Origin of the sequence: Micromonospora sp. NPDC023966 (assembly GCF_040639095.1) — a bacterium.
GTDB lineage: Bacteria > Actinomycetota > Actinomycetes > Mycobacteriales > Micromonosporaceae > Micromonospora.
Window position 1 is genome coordinate 1 of sequence record NZ_JBEZZJ010000041.1, and the last position, 21922, is coordinate 21922.

A 21922-nucleotide genomic window follows, 5' to 3' on the forward strand; every position below is an offset into this window, starting at 1 on the left:
AACACCCGACACAACTCCTGATAGCCCACCAGCGGCACATCCCGGCGACGACGCCGCCACCCGTTGACCTCCAACACACACGCCCACACGTCACCAGCCGAACGCAGCAGCCCGAAACACCGCCGCCGCTGCCCTGACGTCACCCGCAACGCGATACGAGCCGTGCGGTGAACGGCCGGCGGCATACCAGGATCCCGACGACGAGGCACAACCACACCCAACACCACCAGTACGACAAAACTCTCCGGCAACCGACCCGGCGAACGTTTGTGGTCACGGCACTAGCCGAGCGAGAGTTCGGCCGGTCGGGTGTCATGGCTGGTCGCCGTGGGGCTTGCCCCGGCGCCGATCCCGGGTACATCCGGCAGGGAGGGGACCGACCAGACTTCGATGTGGAGGAGATCGCCGCCGCGCTGGAGGACCGGAGCGCTTACGACCACCGGTGGCCGATTGATCCAGCGACGGCAGAGGCGCGCCGCCTCCGTAACGAGCTGTACGTGGAGTACGCGCACCTCGTTTCGGCCTGGCAGCAGGTTCGCAGGGTGCGATCGCGATGGTCATTGACGGAGGTCTTGCGGAGCCATTCGTATACAACATACGCTCCCCGAATCGCCCACTCGAGGAGCCCCCAATGACGAACCTCAGTGAAACGGGCCTGCGAAGGCTCCATCCGTTCCGGGCAGCTGTGGCGGCGGTCGCCGTCGCCTGCACCGTCGTAGCGTGCTCGCCGGTGTCGAACGACGAGGGCGGCGCCAAGTCCGGCGAGGACCAGGCGACAGGCCAGGACAACTTCGGTACGCCGGCGGACCCGGCTGCGGTGAAGAAGGGCGGCAAGCTGGTCATCGCCCTCTCCGCGGAGCCCGACGCGCTGGACCCGACGCTGTCGCGCAGCCTCTACTCGCGCTACGTCTTTCAGGCGATCTGCCAGAAGCTCTACGACGTGAACGAGCAGGCGCAGGTCGTGCCGCAGCTGGCAACCGCACTCCCGACCACCAGCAGCGACGGCAAGACGGTCACCATTCCGTTGCGCCAGGGCGCGCGCTTCGCGGACGGCACGCAGTTCGACTCCGCCGCGGTCAAGGCGACCCTGCAACGGCACCTCACCAACGCCCGGTCCGCGCGAAAGAGCGAGCTCGGTCCGATCGACACCGTCGACACGCCCGACGCCAACACCGTCGTGATCCACCTGAAGCAGCCGTTCGCACCCCTGGTCGGGGCGTTGGCCGACCGGGCCGGCATGATCATGAGCCCGAAGGCGCTGCAGAGCCTGGGCGACAACTTCGCCACCGCGCCGGTCTGCGTCGGGCCGTTCAAGTTCGCCAAGCGGGTACCGCAGAACTCCATCGACGTGGTGCGAGACCCGAACTTCTACGACGCCACCAAGGTCAACCTCGACGCCATCTCGTGGCACATCCTCAGCGACGCGAGCATTCGGGCCGCCAACCTGCGTTCCGGCGACGCTCAGGTTGCCGACAGCATCTCCACGCAGGACTACGGCGCGTTGCGCGGAGACTCCTCGCTCAGCGTCCTGCAGTCCCAGTCGCTCGGGTACCAGGGGCTCACCTTCAACATCGGCAACGTCGACGGCGTCGGCACCACGCCGAAGCCGATCAACCGCCCGATCGCCCAGAACGCCAAGGTCCGGCAGGCCTTCGAGTACGCCCTCGACCGGAAGGCACTGGTCCAGGCCGTCTTCAACGGACTCAACGCCCCCGCCTGCTCGCCGATCTCGCCCGCGAGCCCGTTCTCGTCGGAGGAAGCGCAGGCGTGCCCCCAGCACGATCCCGCCAAGGCCAAGCAGTTGCTGTCCGAGGCCGGCGTTCAGACGCCGTACCCGGTGGCGATGCTCATCTCGAACTCGCCCGACTCGCTGCGCCTCGCGCAGGCGCTGCAGGCCATGGTCAAGGACGGCGGATTCGACCTCAAGATCAACCCGGTGGAGTACTCCTCACTCCTCGACGAGCAGGACCGCGGCAACTTCGAGCTGCTGCAGCTGGGCTGGAGCGGGCGGATCGACCCGGACGCCAACATCACCAACTTCGTCGGCACCGGCGGCAGCCAGAACGTCTCCGGCTACAGCAACCCGCAGCTCGACGCCGCACTGACCCAGGCTCGGCAGTCGAACGACCTCGAAGAGCGTAAGAAGCTCTACGGGCAGGCGGTGACGATCCTCCAGCAGGACGACGCGCTGATCTATCTCTACCGGCAGCGGAACCTGACCGCCGTCTCCAAGAAGATCCAGGGCCTGCAGGTCTTCCCCGACGGCGTGATCCGCGCGGCCTTCGCCGGATTCACCAAGTAGGTCGCCCCGTGGCTCGGTATCTGATCACACGCGCCTGGCACTCAGCGTTGACGCTGCTGTTGTCGACGATCGTGGTGTTCCTCGGGGTGCGGGCACTGCCCGGGGACCCGGCCCTCGCCCTCGCGGGCGAGGACCGGTCCCCGGAGGCACTGGAGGCCATCCGGCACCACTACGGGCTCGACCAGCCGCTGCCGATCCAGTTCGCGCAGTACGTGGAGCGCCTCGTGCAGGGCGACTTCGGGGTCTCGATCCGAACCGGGATACCGGTCTCGTCGATGCTCACGACCGCCGTGCCCGTCACGGTCGAGCTGTCCCTCCTGGCGATCCTCCTCGCCGCCGCGCTGGGTGTCGGGGCCGGGGTGCTCGCGGCGGTGCGCCGCGGGCGTCCCGCCGAGTGGCTGGCCAACGGACTGGCCCTGGTGGGACTGTCGGTGCCGCACTTCTGGCTCGGACTGCTGGCGATCCTCTACCTCTCCGTGGCAGCGGGGCTCTTCCCGGCCTCCGGATTCGTGCCACTGCTGGAGGACCCGGTGGGCAACCTGCACCACATCATCCTGCCGACCGTGATTCTCGGCGCCGGCCTCGCCGCCATCATCATGCGGCAGACGCGTTCGGCGATGCTGGAGGCGCTCTCCTCGGACCATGTCCGTACGGCGAAGGCGAAGGGTCTCCGGCCACGGGCCGTCATCACTCGGCATGCCCTCCGGAACAGCCTCATCGTGGTGGTGACGATCGTGGGCCTGCAGCTCGGCGGCCTGATCTCCGGAGCGGTCGTCACCGAGCAGATCTTCGGGCTGCCGGGCTTCGGCAAGATGACCATCGACGCGGTGTTCCAGCGGGACTATCCGGTGATCCAGGCGGTCGTCCTGCTCACCGCGACGGCGTACATCGTGATCAATTTCCTGGTGGACCTGCTCTACTCGGTCATCGACCCGCGTATCCGGGTGACGGGGGACCCGACATGACCGTCCTCACCGTACCGATGGCGGAGGCCGGCCCCGCCGGCACTAGCCGGCGCACCCGGGTCCTCAGGCGACTGCGCAGGAACCCGCTCGCCGTCGTGAGCTTCGTCGTCCTCGCGCTCGCGGCCGTCGTCGCCCTGCTCTCGCCCTGGATCGCTCCGCACGAGGTCCAGCAGACCGATTTCGCCCACACGTTCTCGCCGCCGGGCACCCCTGGTCACCTGCTGGGGACAGACGACCTGGGCCGGGACGTCCTGTCCCGCATTATGCTGGGGGCGCGGGCCTCCCTGCAGGTGGCACTGCTGGCGGTGGCCACCTCCTTGATCATCGGGGTGCCGCTCGGGCTGGCCGCGGGCTACTTCCGGGCCTGGGACGCGGTGATCTCGCGCTTCACCGACCTGCTGCTCGCGTTCCCGTTCCTGATCATGGCAGTGGGGTTGGCGGCCATCCGGGGCGCCAGTCTCACCAACGCCGCCGTGGCCATCGGGATCGCGCAGATCCCGGGGGTGATCCGCGTGGTGCGCTCGGACACCCTGCGGCTCAAGTCGCTGGACTTCGTCGCCGCGGCGGTCGTCGACGGCGCGAGCGACCCGTGGGTGCTCGCCCGGCACATCCTGCCGAACGCGACGTCGGTGATCCTGGTGCAGGCCACCGTAGCGATCCCGACCGCGATCCTGGCCGAGGCGGTGCTCTCGTTCCTGGGCCTCGGCATCCAGCCCCCGTCCCCCAGCCTGGGCACCATGCTGGCCACCGCCCAGCAGTTCGCCGCCCGCGCGCCCTGGGCCGCGGTCCTGCCCGGCGTCGTGATCATGGGTCTGGCGTTGGCGTTCAACGTCTTCGGCGACGCCCTTCGGGACGCCCTCGACCCGAAGGGAGACCGGTGATGACCACGGTTGAACGGGCGGGCACCGCCTCCGCCGCAGTCGGCACACCCGTCCTGGAAGTACACGATCTCTCGGTCTCGTTCACCACCGAGGGCGGAACCGTCTCGGCGGTGGACCGGGTGAGTCTGGATCTCGCGTCCGGGGAGATCGTCGGGATGGTGGGCGAGTCGGGCTGCGGTAAGAGCGTCACCGCGATGAGCATCGCCGGCCTGCTGCCCGACAGCGCCCGGGTCTCCGGCTCCGTGCGGCTGGAGGGCACCGAGCTGGTCGGCGCCCGGGAGTCGGTGCTGCGCCGCGTGCGTGGCAAGGAGATCGCCTATATCTTCCAGGAGCCGATGACCTCCTTGAACCCGGTGCTCACCGTGGGGCGGCAGATCGGGGAGGTTCTGCAGGTACACGAGCGGATGTCCAAGCGGGCCGCCCGGGCCCGCGCCGTCGAGCTGCTCTCGCTCGTCGGAATCCCGTCCGCCGGGAAGCGCGTCGACAACTACCCGCACCAGCTTTCCGGGGGCATGCGCCAGCGCGTGATGATCGCGATGGCAGTGGCCTGCGGCCCGAAGGTGCTGGTGGCCGACGAACCCACCACCGCCCTGGACGTCACGGTGCAGGCCGGCATCCTGCAGGTGCTCCGGGACCTGCGGGACCGGCTCGGCACGACCATCCTCATCATTACGCATGATCTCGGCGTGATCGCCGACATCGCGGACCGCGTCGTCGTCATGTACGCCGGACGGGTGGTGGAGCGGGCACCGGTCACCGACCTGTTCGCGCATCCGTACCACCGGTACACGGCCGGGCTCCTGGCGGCTTCGCCGACGCCGGGCAAGCACGCCGGTACCGAGCGGCTGCAGGAGATTCCCGGTCTCGTGCCGGTCCTGTCCACCCAGCCCGACGCCTGCACCTTCGCCGACCGCTGCCCGGCCGCCGATGAACAGTGCCTCGACTCCGCCCCGGCCCTGCAGCTGGTCAGGACCGGGTCCGCGGTCCCGGTGACGGGCCACCTCGCGGCCTGTTGGCATCCCTGCCCGTCGCCGCGGACGCAGCCCCAGGAGACAACCGCATGACGCCGCAACCGAACGCCCTCGAACTCGAGGACCTGGTGATGCACTTCGGGCCGGTGCGGGCTGTGGACGGGGTGTCCCTCACGATTCCCAAGGGCCGGGTCACGGCGCTGGTGGGGGAGAGCGGCTCGGGGAAGTCGACCGTGGGCCGGTGCGTGGTGCGGCTCGAGAAGCCCACCGCGGGCGTGGTGCGAATCGCCGGGATCGATGTCACCCAGCTGACCCGGCGACAGCTACGCCGGCACCGCAGTGACGTGTCGATCGTCTTCCAGGACCCCGCCGGCTCGCTGGACCCGCGCATGCTGGTCGGCGAGATCGTGGCCGAGCCGTTGCGGCTGTCCGGTAAGCGGATCACCCGCCGCGACCGGGAGGCCCGCGTCGCCGAGGAACTCGGCAGGGTGGGCCTGCGGGCGGAAGTCGCGCGCCGGTATCCGCACGAGCTCTCCGGCGGCCAACGTCAGCGGGTGAGCATCGCCCGGGCTCTGATCTCCGAGCCGAAGCTGCTCATCGCCGACGAACCCACCAGCGCACTCGACGTGTCGGTGCAGGCGTCGGTGCTCAACCTCCTCGCCGACCTGCAACGGGACATCGGGTTCGCCTGCCTCTTCATCACCCACGACCTGTCCGCGGTCGAGTACCTGGCCGACGACATCGCCGTCATGTACCTCGGTCAACTCGTGGAGAAGGGCCCGCGCGAGCGGGTCTTCACGCGCCCGGCCCACCCCTACACCCAGGCGCTGCTGGCGGCCGCGCCGGTGGCCGACCCGGTCCGCCAACGGCAGCGTCAACCGGTGCTGCTCGGCGACGACCTGCCGTCCGCGCTGGACCCGCCGTCCGGCTGCCGCTTCCGCACCCGGTGCCCGCTCGCGTTCGACCGGTGCGCCACGGAGGTACCCGCACAGGTGGAGTTCGCCGGCGGCATGGCCGCCTGCCACCTGGTCCAGCCCGACGGCACCCGGCCCGACGTCCGGGCCGCCGACCCGAGTGAGGTGTTGTCATGACGTTCACCACCAGGCCGACCCTGCAGGGAACCTTCGGGATGGTGTCCTCGACGCACTGGCTCGCGAGCCAGTCCGCCATGGGGATCCTCGAGCGAGGTGGGAACGCCTTCGACGCCGCGGTCACCGCCGGGTTCGTCCTGCACGTCGTCGAACCACACCTGAACGGGCCCGGCGGTGAGGTGCCCGCCATCGTGGCCACCGCGCAGGACCCGACCCCGAGGGTGCTCTGCGGGCAGGGGCCGGCGCCGGCCGGCGCCACAATCGCGCACTTCCGCTCTCTCGGAATGGACCTCATCCCCGGGTCCGGCCCGCTCGCCGCGGCCGTCCCCGGCGCCGTGGACGCCTGGCTCCTGCTGCTGCGCGACCACGGCACGCTCTCCCTCGAGGAGGTGCTGGAGCCGGCGATCGGCTACGCCGGCGCGGGCCACCCGCTGGTCGCTCGGGTGGGCGACACCGTGGCCGCCGTGCAGTCGCTGTTCGAGGAGCACTGGCCCACCTCCGCCCAGCTCTGGCTGCGCGACGGCAGGCCGCCGGTGGCGGGGGAGCTGTTCACCAACCGGGCGTACGCGCAGACCCTGCAACGACTGGTCGACGCCGGCCGGGCAGCGGGCTCGGACCGGGAGGCGCAGATCGAGGCCGCACGTCGCGCCTGGGGTGAAGGCTTCGTTGCCGAGGCGGTCGACCGGTTCAGCCGGGAACCCTTCCAGGACTCCAGCGGAAGCGCGCATGCCGGCCTGGTCACCGGCGCAGACATGGCCGCCTACTCGGCCACCTGGGAGGAACCTGTCACCCTCGACTGGCACGGCTACTCGGTGGCCAAGACCGGTTTCTGGGGCCAGGGCCCTGTGCTGTTGCAGACCCTGGCGGTCCTCGACGCGCTGGAGGACCCCGGGGTGTACGACCCGTCGACCGCGGCCGGCATCCACGCCCAGGCCGAAGCCCTCAAACTCGCCTTCGCCGACCGTGAGGCCTGGTACGGCGACGGTCACGTGCCCGCGAAGGCGCTCCTCTCCCGCGAGTACGCGCGGGAGCGGGCCGGCCTCATCGGGGAACGCGCGTCAGCGGAGCTGCGACCGGGCCGCCCCGACGGCGCCGAGCCGCGTCTCCCGGCTCACGTGCGACGCAGTGCCGGACGCCGGGTCGACCTGGCGGACCCCACGACGGGCGAGCCGACGGTGCAGTCGGACGGGGTGACCCGCGGCGACACCTGTCACGTCGACGTGGTCGACCGCTGGGGCAACATGATCTCCGCCACGCCGAGCGGTGGCTGGCTGCAGAGCTCTCCCACCATTCCGGACCTCGGCTTCCCCCTCGGCAGCCGGCTCCAGATGTTCTGGCTGGAGGAAGGTCTCGCCTCGTCGCTGGCGCCGGGACGCCGGCCGCGCACCACGCTGAGCCCGACCATGGTGCACCGCGACGGGAAACCCGTCCTGGCGTTCGGCACTCCCGGCGGCGACCAGCAGGACCAGTGGCAGCTGCTGTTCCTGTTGCGCCATCTCGGCGGAGGTCGGTCTCTGCAGGAAGCCATCGACGCGCCGATGTGGCACACCATCAGCCTGCCGGCGTCGTTCTACCCGCGCGACATCGAGCCCGGCGTTCTCGTCGTGGAGGACCGGCTGGACGAGGATGTCCTGGTGGCGCTGCGCGCGTACGGGCACGAGGTGCGGCTGTCCGGCGGGTGGAGCCTCGGTCGCCTCTGTGCGGTGACCCGCGATCCGGACACCGGCGTGCTGGCGGCCGGAGCGAACCCGCGCGGGATGCAGGGCTACGCCTGCGGCCGCTGAGGCCTCAGCGGGCTCCGTATCCGGCCTCTGCGTTCTCGTACGCGGCTGCGGAAGCGGCGTCGAGATGGGCCAGTGCGGCCCGCTCGGCCCGGTCACCGTCACCCGACTCGATGGCGTCGACCAGTTGGATGTGCTCGGCCCAAGAGTGTGGTGCCCGTTCCGCGGCGCCCAGCCGGAAGACCCACTGCACATGGAGGTAGAGCGCCTTGGCGATCGACAACAGCCAGGGGTTGCCGCTGATCTCGAGGATCCGCAGGTGCAGGGCGCTGTTCAGCTCGGCGACCCGGGCCAGGTCCTGCAGTTGTGTCGCCTCGCGGCCCTGGTCCAGCAGGCGCCGCAGGGCGGCCACGTCCGCCGCCGTCGCCCGCTCGGCCGCCAGCCGGGCGGCCAGCGACTCCAGGCGCTGGCGGACGGCGAACATGTCCGCGATGGTCGCGCTGCTCGGGGAGGCGACCACCGCCCCGCGGCGGGGCAGGATCAACACGAATCCCTCCGCCTCCGCGACGCGCAGTGCCTCCCGGACGGGGTTGCGAGAGACGGCGAAGTCCTCGGCAAGCCGATCCTCGGTCAGCCGCTCTCCGGGAAGGTAGTCGCCGTTGATGATGGCGGCCCGCAGTGCGGCGAGGACCTGGTCGCGTAGCGGCAGGTGTTGAGCGCCGAGCTTGCCTCGCAGGTCATCAGCCAACCTGACCGCCTCTCCGTGAATCGTCCAGGCAGAGCGTATACGAAGAACAATTTGGGGAGGATAGCCGACCGTGCTGAAAACATCGCCACCCGTCATGCGCTTTCGCGCCGCGGTGAAGGGGAACCGGAACCTCGCCCGGCGGCGGCAGGCCCTCGTCGTCGTGCTCACCTTCCTGACCGGCAGCGCCGACGCCATCGGCTTCCTGGCCCTCGGCGGGGCCTTCTCGAGCGTCATGACCGGCAACATGGTCCTGCTCGGGCTCTCGGCGGGCAGCGGCGACGCCGACCTTGCCCTGACCTCCGGCTGCGCCATCGTCAGCTTCATCACCGGTGTCCTCGCGGGCGCCCGCCTCGCCGGCTCGGCGCAGCCGGACGACCCCGTCTGGCCACGCCGGGTCACCCACACGCTTGTCCTGGAACTCCTGGTGTTCGTCGTCTTTCTCGTCGTGTGGGTGGTCAACCTGCCCAGTCGTTCGGAGCAGGTCGATCTTGGGCTCCTGATGCTGTCGGCAGCGGCGCTCGGCATCCAGAGCAGTGCCATTCAGCGGTTCGGCGTACCGGGCCTCTCCTCCACGTACCTGACCGGCACGCTCACGAGTCTGATCGCGGGGGTCGCTGCCCGAAGCCCGTGGCAGAGCCTGCGGCCCAAGGCCCAGGTCCTGTTGGCGCTGATCACCGGTGCCGTTGTCGGTGCCCTGATGGCCAGGTACCTGCCCGCATGGTCGCCGGTGCTGTTGATCGCGCCACTCGTGCTCGTCATCGCCGCGTCGGTTGGCGCCGGTGGCGGGCAGCGACCCGGCCCGTAGTACGCACCTGCCCCGGCACCGACCGTTCCGCGGCCACGCCTCCCGGGGTCGCCCGATCGGGATGAGGCAGGGTCACCCACCGCCGCGGGAGGGTGTGGGGAAGGCGTACCGAAGCGGCTGGTAAGTGGTGATTCGACGGGGAGGAATCAGGTGGAATACCAGGACTTCATCAATGCGGTGGCCACCCGGGCAAAGGTGCCCACCGATCAGGCGGCGACAGTCAGCCGCGCGACGTTGCAGGCGTTGGCAGATCGGATCAGCGCCGGCCAGGCTGAGGAACTTGCCTACCAGCTGCCCGACGGGCTTGACGACTGCCTGCGCAAACCGCTCCGACAGGACCAGGTCAAGGCGTCGCTGGGGTTCGCAGATTTCGTGCAGCGGGTGGCGGACCGCCCGGACGTCGACCGTGCGCTCGCCGAGGCCGGGGTCGGCCCGGTGCTCACCACGCTGCGTGAGGCTGTCACCCGCGACGAGTTCGAGAACGCGGTGGCCCAGCTTCCGAAGGAGTTCCGGCAGGCGATCGAACCGGTGGGTGCCGGCGGCGGGCGGCGCCCCGGCTCGTAGCACGCACGGTCGCGGCAGTAGCGCGCGCCCGCGTCGCGACGCCATGGCGTGCAGGGTGAGCATCGAAGATCTCGATGCTCACCCTGCAAAGCATTCGGGCTGTTCACGCTGACCGATCCCGGATAGGGTCCCCGCCATCGTCTCTGGCAGGAGGTTTCCGGTGGTCAGGAAGCGTGCGCTTCGCATTGTCGTCGGTCTCGCCGCACTCTCGCTCGCCGTAGCCGGCTGTGGACGCTCGACCAGCGGTCAGACGCCGCAGGCCGGTGGCTCCGCCTCGGCCGCCGCCGACGCCAAGGCAGCCGACCTGGTTCCGGCCGCCCTCAAGGAGAAGGGCGTCCTGCGGGTCGCCACCGCCGAGGGCTACCCGCCGATGGAGATGTACAAGGAGGGGACCCAGGACCTGATCGGCGTGGACCCCGAGCTGGCGGCGGCGATCGCCGGGCGGCTCGGCCTGAAGCTGGAGATGACCAACGCAAGCTTCCCGGGCCTGATCCCCGGCCTGCAGGCCGACCGTTGGGACCTGGCGATGTCCTCGATGAGCGACACCGAGGAACGCCGGAAGGCCGTCGACTTCGTCGACTACTTCCAGGCCGGTGGTGCGATCATGGTGGCGAAGGGCAACCCGGCCGGCGTGAAGGACCTGGCGGACCTGTGCGGCCGCGCCGTGGTGCTCGCCAAGGGCAGCTCCAACCTCGCCATCGGCGAGAAGCAGAACGCCTCGTGTGCCAAGAAGATGACCATTTCGCAGAGCGAGGACGCCCCGACCGGTCTGCTGCAGATCGATGCCGGGCGCGCGGTGGCCACCATCGTGGACTACCCCGTGGCCAAGCTGCTGGCCCAGCAGAGCGGCAAGTACGAGGTGCTGGAGGCCCAGTACGAGGCCGGCCCGTGGGGCATCGCGATCGACAAGAAGGACAGCCAGCTGAGGGACGCCGTCCAGCGGGCGCTGCAGGAGCTGATCGAGGCGGGGGAGTACGCCAAGCTCCTCGAGAAGTGGGGCGTGCAGGGCAGCGGTGTGAAGACCGCGACAGTCAACGACCAGAAGTGAGCACACCGGTGGATGCGACGGTCACGGGCCCGGCTTCGGCCGGGCCCGCCGGCCCGGAGACGCCGGAGGCGAACCGGATCAGCCACCCGCTGCGACCGGGGCGCTGGGTGGCTGCCGGGGCAGCCGCCCTGATCCTGGCCTGGCTGGCCTGGACCATCGCGGTCAACCCGAACCTGCACTGGGACATCGTCGTCAAGTACCAGTTCGACCGGGTCATCCTCGAAGGGCTCTGGGTCACTGTCCAGCTCACGGTCGCGTCCATGGCGATCGGCGTGGTGCTCGGCGTCATTGTGGCGCTGATGCAGATCTCCGACAGCCGGATCCTGCGCGCCGGCGCCATGGGCTACGTCTGGTTCTTCCGCGGCACGCCGCTGCTGGTGCAGCTGATCTTCTGGTTCAACATCGCGCTGATCTTCCCCGAGATCGGGCTGGGCGTGCCGTTCGGCGGCCCGAAGCTGGTGACCTGGGAGACGAACACGCTGGTCACCGGGTTCGTCGCGGCACTGCTCGGGCTCAGCATCAACGAGGGCGCCTACATGAGCGAGATCGTCCGGGCCGGCCTGCGCTCGGTCGACCCCGGCCAGCAGGAGGCCGCGGCGGCGTTGGGCATGTCCCGCATGAAGATCATGAGGCGGGTGGTGCTGCCCCAGGCGATGCGGATCATCGTCCCACCGACCGGCAACCAGTTCATCTCCATGCTCAAGACCACCTCGCTCGTCTCGGTGATCGCCGGCGCCGACCTGCTCACCGTCGCCCAACGGCTCTACCTGACCAACTTCGAGGTCATCGCCCTGCTGATCGTCGCGTCCCTGTGGTACCTGGTCCTGACCACCGTCGCCAGCATCGGCCAGTACTACCTGGAACGCCGGTTCAGCCGCGGCTTCGGCGCCACCGCGCCGGTACCCCTGCGCGGACGGATCGCCCGCAACCTGCGCTTCACCGGGAGCGCGCGATGACCCCGCCGATGGTGCAGTGCCGCGCCCTGCGCAAGAGCTTCGGCCGCTTGGAGGTGCTGCGCGGCATCGACCTGACCATCGAACGCGGCCGGGTGGTCTGCGTGGTCGGCCCGTCCGGCTCCGGCAAGTCCACCCTGCTGCGCTGCCTCAACCACCTCGAGGAGCCGCAGGCGGGCCGGGTCTACGTCGACGGCGAGCTGATCGGATACTCCGAGCGCGGCGGCCGGCTGCGGCCACTGCCGGACGCGCGACTGCGCCGCCAGCGCGAGTCGATCGGCATGGTCTTCCAGCGCTTCCACCTCTTTCCGCACCGCACCGCCCTGGAGAACGTGATGGAGGGGCTGGTCGCGGTGAAGGGCGTCCCGACGGCCGCCGCACGGCAGCGGGCCGGTGACCTGCTCGACCGGGTCGGGCTGTCCGACCGCGCCCACCACTACCCGGCCCAGCTCTCCGGCGGCCAGCAACAGCGGGTCGCCATCGCCCGCTCGCTGGCCATGTCGCCGAAGCTGATGCTCTTCGACGAGCCGACCTCGGCGCTCGACCCCGAACTGGTCGGGGAGGTGCTGGAGGTGATGAAGGACCTCGCGGCGAGCGGGATGACCATGATCGTGGTGACCCATGAGATGGGCTTTGCCCGGGAGGTCGGTGACCACTTCGTCTTCATGGACGAGGGCCTGATCGTCGAGCAGGGACCACCCCGGGAGGTGCTCGCCGCGCCGCGGCACGACCGTACCCGTGCCTTCCTGTCCAAGGTGCTCTGATGGCGCGGCTGCGCCTGCTGATCACCGGCGGGGACGTGATCGACGGAACCGGCTCGCCGGCCCGCCCCGCCGACGTGGGCATCCGCGACGGGCGGCTCGTCCTGCTGCCACCGGGCAGCCGCGCTCCCGCCACCGAGGTCATCGACGCGACCGGGCTGGTCGTCACGCCGGGCTTCGTCGACGTGCACACCCACTCCGACCTGCTCGCCGGCGACGACGAGCAGCGGGAGTTGCTGCGCCTCGCGCCGCTGCTCCAAGGCGTCACCACGGAGATCTGCGGCAACTGCGGCATCAGCCCCTTCCCGGTCCCGCCCGAGCGCACCGGGCCGGTGCGGGAGTTGATCGCCGCGACGTTCGGCCCACCCGCGTCGGCGCACGCGTCGTTCGCCGAGTTCGCCGACGCGCAGGGCGTGGCCCGGCGCAATCACCTCGCCGCCCTCGTCGGCCACGGGACGCTGCGCGCCGCGGTGATCGGCTTCGCCCAGCGCCGGGCCACCCATGCGGAAATCGGGCGGATGTGCGGCCTGCTCGACGAGGCGCTCGCCGCGGGCGCGGCCGGCCTGTCGACCGGCCTGATCTACTCCCCGGGCGTCAACGCCGGCACCGACGAGGTCATCGCGCTGGCCCGCGTCGCGGGCGCACACGGCAAGCCGTACGTGACACACCTGCGCGACGAGATGTCCCAGGTCGAATCCGCACTCGAGGAGGCGATCGAGATCGCCGCCGCGGCCGGGTCGGCGCTGCAGGTCTCCCACCACAAGACGGCCGGGCGGCGCGCCTGGGGCGCCACCGTCCGCACCCTCGCCCGGCTTGAACGGGCGCGCGCCGACGGGTTGGACGTCACCTGCGACGTCTACCCGTACACCGCCGGCAGCACCGCCCTGCACGCGATGCTCCCACCGTGGCTGATCGCCGACGGGGTACCGGCGATGCTCACCGCCGCCGCCGAGCCGACGGTCCGCGACCGGATCCGCCACGACCTGGTCGCCGGCCTGCCCGGCTGGGAGAACACCGTCGGCAACGGCGGCTGGGACCTGATCCGCGTCGCGTCCGCCCCGAACAACCCCGACGCCCAGGGGCACACCATCGCCGACCTGGCCGCCGCGCGCGGCGTCGACCCCGTCGACTACGCCTGCGACCTGCTCGCCGCCGAACACGGCGACGTCACCATCCTCAGCCACTCCATGCACGAGGACGACGTACGCCGGGTGCTGGCCAGCCCGCTGACCATGCTGTGCTCCGACGGCGTACCGAAGGGGGGCCGACCCCACCCGCGGTGGGCGGGCAGCTTCGCCCGGGTGCTCGGCCACTACGTTCGCGAGGTGGGGCTGCTGGAGTTGGCGCAGGCGGTGCACAAGATGACGGTGATGCCCGCCGCGCGCTTCGGCCTACGAGACCGCGGGCTGCTCGCTGACGGGTACGCCGCGGACGTGGTGGTCCTCGACCCACAGCGGATCGCCGACGGTGCCACGTACGACGATCCGCTGGCGCCCCCACAGGGCGTGCGGTGCGTGATCGTCGGCGGCCGGGTGGTCGTGGACGGCGGTGCGGCCACCGACGCTCGGCCCGGCCGGGTGCTGGCGGTGGCGGATCGGGCGCCGGCTGTGCCGAGGCGGCCGTGAGCGCGGCTCACGGCGGCCAGGCGGTGCGGGTCGGGGCGATGGTGCGGCGGCTGGACGACGGCCGCACCCTGACGACCGACCCCGACCTGGTCCTGCCGCTGGCCAGCGTCGGCAAGGTGCTGCTCCTCGGCGAGGCGGCCCGGCGACTCGCCGACGGGACGCTCGCCGCGGCCCAGCCGGTCGAGCTGCTCGAAGCAGACCGAGAGGTCGGCGGCACCGGCCTGATCGGCCAGCTGTCGCCCCGGTGGTGGACGGTCGCCGACCTGGCCACGGCGGTCGCCGCGGTCAGCGACAACGCCGCCACCAACGCCCTGCTGCGGCTGGTGACCCTGGATGCCGTCCGGGAACTGGCCCGCCGCGCCGGGCTGCAGCACACCGCCGTGCACGACCGGATCCGCGCCGAGCGCGGCCCCGGCGTACCGGAGAGCTTCGCCACCGGCACCGCGCGCGAACTCTGCGCCTTCCTCGCCGATGTGGCGAAGGGGACCTGGCAGAGCCCGCAGGCGTGCCAGCTGCTGCGCGGCTGGCTCGCCGGGAACACCGACCGCACGATGGTCGCCGACTCGATCGGCCACGACCCGTGGTCGAGCGACGGCGTCCGGGTGGAGAACAAGACCGGCACCGACACCGGGGTACGCGCCGACACCGGGATCGTGTCCGGCCGGCACACCGTCGTCTACGCCGTGATCGCCGCGTTCGCGCCCGGGGCCGAGCGGGCCGCCGTGGCGGAGCTGCGGCGCTGGGGCGCGGCGGTCGACCGGCTCGCCGGACCCCACCGTTCCGACAGCTCCTGACTCAGCGTCACCGCCGCGTCGCTCAGCCGCTCGACGAACCTGCCCACCACCGGATTGGGGTTGCCGGGGCGCAGCGCCACGCCGATGTCCCGATACAGCTTCGCGTGGGCGAGTCGCCGCACCGCCACGCCACCGGGGTTGCGCAGGCCGAGCGACGGGACCAGCGCCACCCCGACGCCGGCCCGGACCAGACCCAGCACCACCTCGTAGTGGTCACTGCGGCAGCGGATCCGCGGCGGGAAGCCCTCCGCCCGCGCCGCCAGCTCCAGCACCGAGACCCCGCCCTGCACGCCGAGAGTGGTGATCCAGGGCTCGGCGGCGAGGTCTCCGAGCCGAAGCCTCCGCCGGCGGGCGAGCGGATGGTCGGCGGGAAGCACCACCAGCTGCGGGTCCACCATCAGCGGCTCGACCTTCGCGTACGGCGACTCCTGCGCCGGACTCAGCGGATGGTCGAAGACCACCACCAGGTCCAGCTCACCCTGGTGGAGGCGGGGCAGCAGTTCGTGTGGCTGCCCCAGGATCAGCGCCAGCTCGACCTGCGGGTGGTCCCGGGTGAAGCTCGACAGCGCGCGCGGCAGCAGCTCCGTGCCGGCGGTGGCGAAGAACCCGATCCGCAGCAGTCCCCGTCGGCCCTCGCCGTGTACGGACAGCTCATCGCGGGCCGCCGACATCAGATCGACGATCTGCTGCGCGTAGTCCGCCAGGCGCTGGCCGGCGGCCGTGAGGCGCAGACTGCGCGGCCCCCGGTCCACCAGCGCCACCCCGGCCTCCTGCTCCAACGTGGCGAGCTGGTGGGAGACCGCGGACGGGCTCAACTGAAGCCGCTCCGCGGCGGCGACGATGGTGCCGTGGCGGGCGATCTCCAGAACGATCTGCAGGCGTGCGGTGTTGAACATCGGCCGGTTGCCTCCCTGCTCCGAGGCGGTGCGGTCCGCCGTCGACCGCCACCCGGCCCACACTCTCGCATGCCAGCCGTACCGGCCGGCCAGCTGCCCGCCCGCGAGCAGAGTCGTCTGCCGCACGAGCGAGGAAAGGCGGCCTCTCCGGTGTGTTGCTCGGCCACCGGGGTACCCGCAGGGCCCGTGAACCAGCTCAGGGGGAGGCGCGCATGAGTGACGCGATCGGACATTCGGGCCGGTATGGCCGTAGCGGCAGCCCGACCGACCGTCTGGCGCAGGACGTGGCGGACGTCGTCCGCGAGGAGATCCGCACCGTCCGCGGGCAACTGACCGAGGCGGCTCTCCCGGCCGGGCTGGGGATCGTGCTGCTGGCTGCCGCGGGCGGTTGCCTCGTCCTTGGCGCCGGTGCGGCCTCCACCACCGTCCTGCGCCTGCTGGAGGTGTTCCTGCCCCGCCGGCTGGCCGCCGCGGGCCTCACCGCCGGCTACCTGGCCACAGCGGTGGTCCTCGGTGCGAAGGGGCTGGAACAGCTGCGCGCGGCAGGCGGCAGTTCGGCCCGGCTCGCTGACCAGGTTTCGGACGTGGTGTCGGCGACCGCCTCCCGGGTGGTCCCGGCCGGCACCGACGCCGCTCGTGACGAGCTGGGCCGGTAGCACGGACCGGAAGGAGGGAATGTCATGCCGGACAAGCACGAGCAGGCCGAGCAGATGCGCGGAGACGTGCCGTCGACCGTCGCGCGCTCGGACGACAAGGCGGTCCGCACGTACAAGAAGACGCTGGAGTCGGCCGAGGACACCTACGGCGACGGGGAGCGGGCGCACCGCACGGCGTTCGCGTCGTTGAAGCACACCCACGAGAAGGTCGGCGACCACTGGGAACCCAAGGAGCACAAGGGGCCGTCGGATCCGCAGGCGGCGCTGGGCACCCCGGCCTCCCGCGAGCGGACCCGCCCGACCGCCCAGGGTGTCGACGCCAACGCCAGCAAGGGGCACCTCGAGGACGTGGCCCGCCGGGTGGGCATCGACGAGCCGCAGAACCTGGACAGGGACGAGCTGGTGCAGGCCATCGAGAAGGCGAACGCCCGGGCCACCGCCCGCGCCCGGCGGAGGTGAACTGACGGCCCGCGATCAGCCCGCGTCACCCGCGCACCGGCCGGACAATGGCCACGGGTCGATGCCTGCTGCCCACCCGTTTCGCCGAGGCCGCCTACAACGACAGGGCGGTCAGCTCGGTCCGGCTGGTGACGCCGAGCTTCGGGTACGCCTTGTACAGGTGGTACGCGACGGTCTTCGGGCTGAGGAAGAGCTGCGCGGCGATGTCCCGGTTGGACAATCCCTTGCCGGCGAGCCGGGCGATCTGCAGCTCCTGCGGGGTGAGTTCGGCGGCGGCCGACGCGGCGGGTTGCGGGGCACGCAGGCCGGTGGCCTCCAGCTCGCCGCGCGCCCGCGCCGCCCACGGCGCCGCGCCCAACTGGTCGAACGTGTGCAGGGCGCGGTGCAGCCGGCCGCGGGCGTCGGCCTTGCGCCGGGCGCGGCGCAACCACTCGCCGTACAGCAGTTCGGTGCGGGCCTGCTCGAACGGGCGACCGCCGGCCTTGAGGGCGAGCAGGTAATCCTGCTCGTCGCCGGAGAGCAGCGCCCGGCATCGGTACGCCAGGCCCGTCGCCCACGGCTGGTCCACCCGCTCCGCCCAGGCCGAGAAGCGGGCGTACGCCTCCTCGGCCTGCTTGGGCACCCCGGTCCGGACGGCCGCCTCGACCAGGTCGGGCACGCTCCGGTACGCGCACACCTGGTGGGCGTACGGGTTCTCCTGCAGGGCGGCGAGCCGGGCGACGGCGGACTCGGCCCGGCCCTGGCCGAGGTCGAGCAGTCCGAGCGCCCACAGCGTCCACGCCCGACCGGCCGCCTCGGTGCCCGCCGCTGCGCCGTCCAGCGCCGAGGCCACCAGCTCCAGGCAGCGCGGCTCGTCGCCGGCCACCGCGGCCAGCACCGCCTGCACGGCCAGCAGCTGGCTGACCCAGAGCGGCTGGCCACCGTCGCGGGCGACCCGGACCGCCTCGTCGAGGCTGATCGCGGCGTCCCGGTGCCGGCCGTGGAAGAACTCCGCCTCGGCGAGGAAGAACAGCAGCGTGGGCAGCAGCCCGAGGATGCCCTCCGCCCGGCAGCGGGCGACCAGGCCGGCGGCCAGCTCGTACGTCTCGGCGTCCTGCCCGGCGACGAAGCCGAGCCCGCAGAGCTGCACCCGGTCGCGGGGTTCGGCGCTGACCTCGGCGGTGATCGCGGCCAGCGGCAGCGGTCGGCCCCGGACCGCGGCGATCTGGTAACGGGCCACCGGATGGTCGAGGGTCGCGAGCTGGTCGAGGCAGGCGCCCAGGTACGGCTCGCCGAGGTACCAGGCCGGGTGGAACGCCGCCACCAACAGCGCGTCCCGCTGCGCCGGGTCGAGCGTCGCGCCCTGGGTCATGAGGTCGTACGCGGTCTGGTGGCCGCCCTGCCAGAACCACGCGTGGCCCTCGATCCAGGCGACGCGGGCGTGGAAGGCCGGCTCGTTCACCAGGCCGGCCGCCCGCTCGGCGAGCCGGACCGCGTCGGCGAGGTGCCCGGAGTGCAGGCCGCTCTCCGCGGCCAGCAGCAGCCGTCGCGCCTGGGCGGCCTCGTCCCCGCTCAGTTCGGCGGCCCGCTCGAACGCGGCCAGCGCCGCGCCGTAGCCGCTGCGCCCGCGGGCCTGCTCGGCGGTGCGTTCCAGGGTGGCGGCCACCTGCTCGTCCGGTCCGGTGGTGGCCGCGGCGAGGTGCCAGGCCCGCCGGTCGGCGGCGTCGGGTGCGGTGAGCACCTCGGCGAGCGCCCGGTGCACGGCGAGCCGCTCCGGATATGTGGCGGCGGCGTGCACCGCGGCGCGGACCAGCGGGTGACGGAACCGCACCCGCCGACCGGTGACCTCGACGAGCCGGGCCTCCTCCGCCGGCCGCAGGTCCGCCGGGCCGCCCCCGAGGGGTGCGGCGGCGCGCAGCAGCACGTCCAGGTCGCCGGTGTCCTCGACGGCGGCGACGAGCAGCAGCGTCCGGGCGCCCGCGGGCAGCCGGTCGACCTGGCCGTGGAATGCCGCCTGCAACCGGTCGGTGAGCGGCAGCGGGCCGCCGGCGTCGTCGGCCCGCACGACGCGGGGCAGTTCGATCAGCGCGAGCGGGTTGCCCTGCGCCTCGCCGAGCACCCGCATCCGTACCTCGGGTGCGAGCTGCGGGTCGAGAAGCCGGACGGCGTCGGCCGGCGCGAGCGCGCCGACGGCGAGTTCGGGCAGGCCCGGGGCGGGAAACATCCCGTCCCGGGCCGCGAAGATCATCACGACGCCCTCGGCGTGCAGCCGGCGCGCGGCGAAGAGCAGCGCCTCGGCCGAGACGCTGTCCAGCCAGTGCGCGTCGTCGACCAGGCAGAGCAGCGGACCGTCCTCGGCCAGGTCGGCCAGGAGCGACAGCACCGCGAGCCCCACCAGCAGCCGGTCGGCCGGGGCGCCCCCGCCGAGTCCGAATACGGCGGCGAGCACCGCCCGCTGCGGTGCCGGCAGCCGGTCGAGGCGGTCGAGCGCGGGCCGCACGAGCTGGCTCAGCCCGGCGAACGGCAACTCGGCCTCGAACTCGGCGGCGCTGGCCCGCAGCACGCGCAGCGGCCGGCCCGGCGGCGACGTCAGCTCGGCGGCCCAGTCCAGCAGCGCGGTCTTGCCGATGCCCGGCCCACCCCGCAGCACCAGCGCGGCGCTCTCCCCGGTCCGGGCCCGCGCCACCAGGGCCGCGATCCGGTCCTGCTCTGCGGCGCGGCCGTGCAACATTCCCGCACCCTACACAGGTACGGAGTACCTAAGCGCTACCGATTCCCGCGGGCTTGATCATCCCTAGCGTCGTGGTCATGGAACTGATCGAGAAGTACCTCGCCGCCTGGAACACCACCGACCCCGCCGCCCGCCGGGCCCTCATCGACGAGGTCTGGACCACCGACGGGACGTACACCGACCCGCTGGCCGCCGTCGCCGGACGCGATCAGATCGACGGGCTGATCGCCGCCGTGCAGCAGCAGTTCGCCGGGCTGGAGTTCACCCTCGGCGGCCCGGTCGACGCGCACCACGACCTGGCCCGGTTCACCTGGCACCTCGGCCCGCGCGGCGGTGAGCCGATTGTCGTCGGCTTCGACGTCGCGGTCATCACCGACGGCCGGATCGCCACCGTGCACGGCTTCCTGGACCGGGTGCCGGCATGACCGTCCTGACCGCGCGGCCGGCGCCGGTCACCGCCCCGGCTGCCAGTTCGAAAGCCTTCCTGCCGGTGCTGCTGACCTCGACGTTCATGACCGCGATCGACGCGTTCATCGTCAACGTGGCCCTGCCGGCGATGCAGCGCGACCTGCACGCCGGTCCGGCCGCGCTGGAGTGGGTCGTCGCCGGCTACGTACTCGCGGTGGCCGCCGGCCTGATCACCGGCGGCCGGCTGGGCGACCGGTACGGCCGCCGCCGGGTCTTCGGTCTCGGCGTGGCGCTGTTCACCGCGGCCTCGGTGCTCTGCGGGCTGGCGCCCACCGCGGGCGTCCTGATCGGCGCCCGGGTGCTGCAGGGGCTGGCGGCGGCGCTGCTCATGCCGCAGGTGCTGGCCATCGTGCGCACCAGCGTCGCGCCGGCCGAGCAACCGAAGGCGTTCGCCCGGTACGGCCTGACGTTGGGCCTGGGCGCCGTCTTCGGCCAGTTGATCGGCGGCCTGCTGATCCGGGCGGATCTGTTCGGCCTCGACTGGCGGCTGTGTTTCCTGATCAACCTGCCGATCGGGGTTGCCGCGCTGGCCCTGCTCCGGCGGGTGCCGGAGTCCCGCCAGCCGGCGACCCGGCTCGACCTGGCCGGCGTGGTCCTGGTCAGCGCGGCGCTGGTGGCGCTGGTGCTGCCGCTGGTGGAGGGGCGCGAGCAGGGCTGGCCGACATGGACGTGGCTCAGCCTGGCCGCGTCGGTGCTGCTGTTCGCGCTCTTCGCGTCGACCCAGCGGCGCAGCGGGCAGCCCCTGGTGGACTTGACGCTGTTCCGCGAGCGGGCGTTCTCGGTGGGGCTGGTGGCGACCCAGGTGTTCTGGATGGGGCAGGCGTCGTTCTTCCTCATCCTGGCGCTCTACCTGCAGGTCGAGCGGGGCCTGTCGGCACTGGAGTCGGGTGTCGTCTTCATCGCCATCGGCGCCGGCTACCTGGCCACCTCGACGTACGCCCACCGGATCGCCGCCCGGCTCGGCCGGCAGGTGGTGAGCGTCGGCGCGCTGGTGATGGCGGTGGGCCTGTACGGCATGTGGGAGGCGGCCGGACACGGCATCGGCTGGCTCGTGCCGGGGCTGGCCGTGGACGGCATCGGCATGGGCATCGCGCTCGCGCCGCTCACCAGCACGGTGCTCGCCCGGGTCAGCCCACAGCACACCGGCGCCGCCGCCGGGGTGCTCGCGGCCGTGAACCAGACCGGCAACGCGGTCGGGGTGGCCGTGATCGGGATCGTCTTCTACCAGGCTGCGGATCTGACCGGCGGGTTCCGGGCCGGACTGGTCGCGCTCATCGCGCTGGAACTGGCGCTGGCCGCGATCATCCAACTGCTGCCGAGAAAATGACGCCGACGCGCCGGCCGTCGTCCCGAGGACGGCGGCCGGTGCACCACCGCGCCGATCGTTCGAGCGCCGGCGGTCGGTACATGGTGACCAGGGGTTCGCTGTCGTCGACGAAGTACGACGACAGCATCCGGGTTTGACGGCGGCGCGCGCCGCTGGGGCAGAGGCTAGCGGCGGCGT

Annotated in this window: 20 protein-coding genes; 17 read left to right on the top strand and 3 right to left on the bottom strand. The window is 72.1% G+C overall.

What is annotated here, in order from left to right:
• Positions 1 to 730 precede the first annotated feature (730 nt).
• From AB0F68_RS30935 to AB0F68_RS30960, 6 genes are read left to right on the top strand one after another with little or no spacing between them, the layout of a single operon-like run.
• Positions 731 to 2302 carry an ABC transporter substrate-binding protein gene (locus AB0F68_RS30935; protein WP_357344639.1) on the top strand — a complete coding sequence of 524 codons (1572 nt, stop codon included), beginning with the start codon at positions 731 to 733 and terminating at the stop codon, positions 2300 to 2302.
• An 8-nt stretch (positions 2303 to 2310) separates the two neighbouring features.
• The gene (locus AB0F68_RS30940; RefSeq protein WP_357344642.1) at positions 2311 to 3267 is read left to right on the top strand and encodes an ABC transporter permease; all 957 of its coding nucleotides are present in this window, start codon (positions 2311 to 2313) and stop codon (positions 3265 to 3267) included.
• A complete protein-coding gene (locus tag AB0F68_RS30945; RefSeq protein WP_357344644.1) occupies positions 3264 to 4148 on the top strand; it encodes an ABC transporter permease in 885 nt (294 codons plus the stop codon). The genes AB0F68_RS30940 and AB0F68_RS30945 overlap by 4 nt, the downstream gene beginning before the upstream one ends.
• Entirely contained in the window at positions 4148 to 5212 is a 1065-nt protein-coding gene (locus AB0F68_RS30950; RefSeq protein ID WP_357344646.1) for an ABC transporter ATP-binding protein, read from the top strand. Before AB0F68_RS30945 ends, AB0F68_RS30950 begins: the two co-directional genes overlap by 1 nt.
• Positions 5209 to 6210 carry an oligopeptide/dipeptide ABC transporter ATP-binding protein gene (locus AB0F68_RS30955; protein ID WP_357344648.1) on the top strand — a complete coding sequence of 334 codons (1002 nt, stop codon included), beginning with the start codon at positions 5209 to 5211 and terminating at the stop codon, positions 6208 to 6210. The genes AB0F68_RS30950 and AB0F68_RS30955 overlap by 4 nt, the downstream gene beginning before the upstream one ends.
• On the top strand, positions 6207 to 7994 hold the full coding sequence (locus tag AB0F68_RS30960; RefSeq protein ID WP_357344650.1) for a gamma-glutamyltransferase family protein: 1788 nt from the start codon (positions 6207 to 6209) through the stop codon (positions 7992 to 7994). The genes AB0F68_RS30955 and AB0F68_RS30960 overlap by 4 nt, the downstream gene beginning before the upstream one ends.
• Before the next feature lie 4 nt (positions 7995 to 7998).
• Here the strand turns inward: AB0F68_RS30960 and AB0F68_RS30965 are convergent, their stop codons facing one another.
• Complete coding sequence (locus AB0F68_RS30965) at positions 7999 to 8679, bottom strand: GntR family transcriptional regulator (protein WP_357344652.1); 681 nt, start codon at positions 8677 to 8679, stop codon at positions 7999 to 8001.
• A gap of 70 nt (positions 8680 to 8749) precedes the next feature.
• Here AB0F68_RS30965 and AB0F68_RS30970 point away from each other — a divergent pair, with 70 nt between their 5' ends.
• The 7 genes from AB0F68_RS30970 to AB0F68_RS31000 all read left to right on the top strand — a co-directional run bounded on the left by AB0F68_RS30970 (position 8750) and on the right by AB0F68_RS31000 (position 15229).
• Positions 8750 to 9484, top strand: a complete 735-nt coding sequence (locus tag AB0F68_RS30970; protein WP_357344653.1) for a YoaK family protein — start codon at positions 8750 to 8752, stop codon at positions 9482 to 9484.
• 150 nt (positions 9485 to 9634) lie between these two features.
• The gene (locus tag AB0F68_RS30975) at positions 9635 to 10048 is read left to right on the top strand and encodes a DUF2267 domain-containing protein (RefSeq protein ID WP_357344655.1); all 414 of its coding nucleotides are present in this window, start codon (positions 9635 to 9637) and stop codon (positions 10046 to 10048) included.
• Positions 10049 to 10208: 160 nt separating this feature from the next.
• A complete protein-coding gene (locus AB0F68_RS30980; RefSeq protein ID WP_357344657.1) occupies positions 10209 to 11096 on the top strand; it encodes an ABC transporter substrate-binding protein in 888 nt (295 codons plus the stop codon).
• Positions 11093 to 12052: an amino acid ABC transporter permease gene (locus AB0F68_RS30985; protein ID WP_357344659.1), complete on the top strand. Its 960-nt coding sequence runs from the start codon at positions 11093 to 11095 to the stop codon at positions 12050 to 12052. Before AB0F68_RS30980 ends, AB0F68_RS30985 begins: the two co-directional genes overlap by 4 nt.
• Positions 12049 to 12813, top strand: a complete 765-nt coding sequence (locus AB0F68_RS30990; protein WP_357344661.1) for an amino acid ABC transporter ATP-binding protein — start codon at positions 12049 to 12051, stop codon at positions 12811 to 12813. Before AB0F68_RS30985 ends, AB0F68_RS30990 begins: the two co-directional genes overlap by 4 nt.
• Positions 12813 to 14435 (top strand): amidohydrolase family protein, encoded by a 1623-nt coding sequence (locus AB0F68_RS30995; RefSeq protein WP_357344663.1) that lies wholly within the window; start codon positions 12813 to 12815, stop codon positions 14433 to 14435. The genes AB0F68_RS30990 and AB0F68_RS30995 overlap by 1 nt, the downstream gene beginning before the upstream one ends.
• The gene (locus tag AB0F68_RS31000; protein ID WP_357344665.1) at positions 14432 to 15229 is read left to right on the top strand and encodes a serine hydrolase; all 798 of its coding nucleotides are present in this window, start codon (positions 14432 to 14434) and stop codon (positions 15227 to 15229) included. The genes AB0F68_RS30995 and AB0F68_RS31000 overlap by 4 nt, the downstream gene beginning before the upstream one ends.
• Here AB0F68_RS31000 and AB0F68_RS31005 read toward each other — a convergent pair.
• Positions 15112 to 16251, bottom strand: a complete 1140-nt coding sequence (locus AB0F68_RS31005) for a LysR substrate-binding domain-containing protein (protein ID WP_357344667.1) — start codon at positions 16249 to 16251, stop codon at positions 15112 to 15114. The two genes, AB0F68_RS31000 and AB0F68_RS31005, sit on opposite strands and share 118 nt — an antisense overlap.
• Before the next feature lie 86 nt (positions 16252 to 16337).
• Here AB0F68_RS31005 and AB0F68_RS31010 point away from each other — a divergent pair, with 86 nt between their 5' ends.
• Positions 16338 to 16781 (top strand): phage holin family protein, encoded by a 444-nt coding sequence (locus AB0F68_RS31010; RefSeq protein WP_357344669.1) that lies wholly within the window; start codon positions 16338 to 16340, stop codon positions 16779 to 16781.
• Positions 16782 to 16805: 24 nt separating this feature from the next.
• Entirely contained in the window at positions 16806 to 17240 is a 435-nt protein-coding gene (locus AB0F68_RS31015) for a ChaB family protein (RefSeq protein WP_357344671.1), read from the top strand.
• Positions 17241 to 17334: 94 nt separating this feature from the next.
• Here AB0F68_RS31015 and AB0F68_RS31020 read toward each other — a convergent pair whose 3' ends face one another.
• Complete coding sequence (locus tag AB0F68_RS31020) at positions 17335 to 19950, bottom strand: LuxR C-terminal-related transcriptional regulator (protein ID WP_357344673.1); 2616 nt, start codon at positions 19948 to 19950, stop codon at positions 17335 to 17337.
• A gap of 77 nt (positions 19951 to 20027) precedes the next feature.
• Here AB0F68_RS31020 and AB0F68_RS31025 point away from each other — a divergent pair, with 77 nt between their 5' ends.
• Entirely contained in the window at positions 20028 to 20375 is a 348-nt protein-coding gene (locus AB0F68_RS31025; protein WP_357344675.1) for a nuclear transport factor 2 family protein, read from the top strand.
• Positions 20372 to 21745: an MFS transporter gene (locus tag AB0F68_RS31030; protein ID WP_357344677.1), complete on the top strand. Its 1374-nt coding sequence runs from the start codon at positions 20372 to 20374 to the stop codon at positions 21743 to 21745. Before AB0F68_RS31025 ends, AB0F68_RS31030 begins: the two co-directional genes overlap by 4 nt.
• The last annotated feature ends 177 nt before the right edge of the window (positions 21746 to 21922 follow it).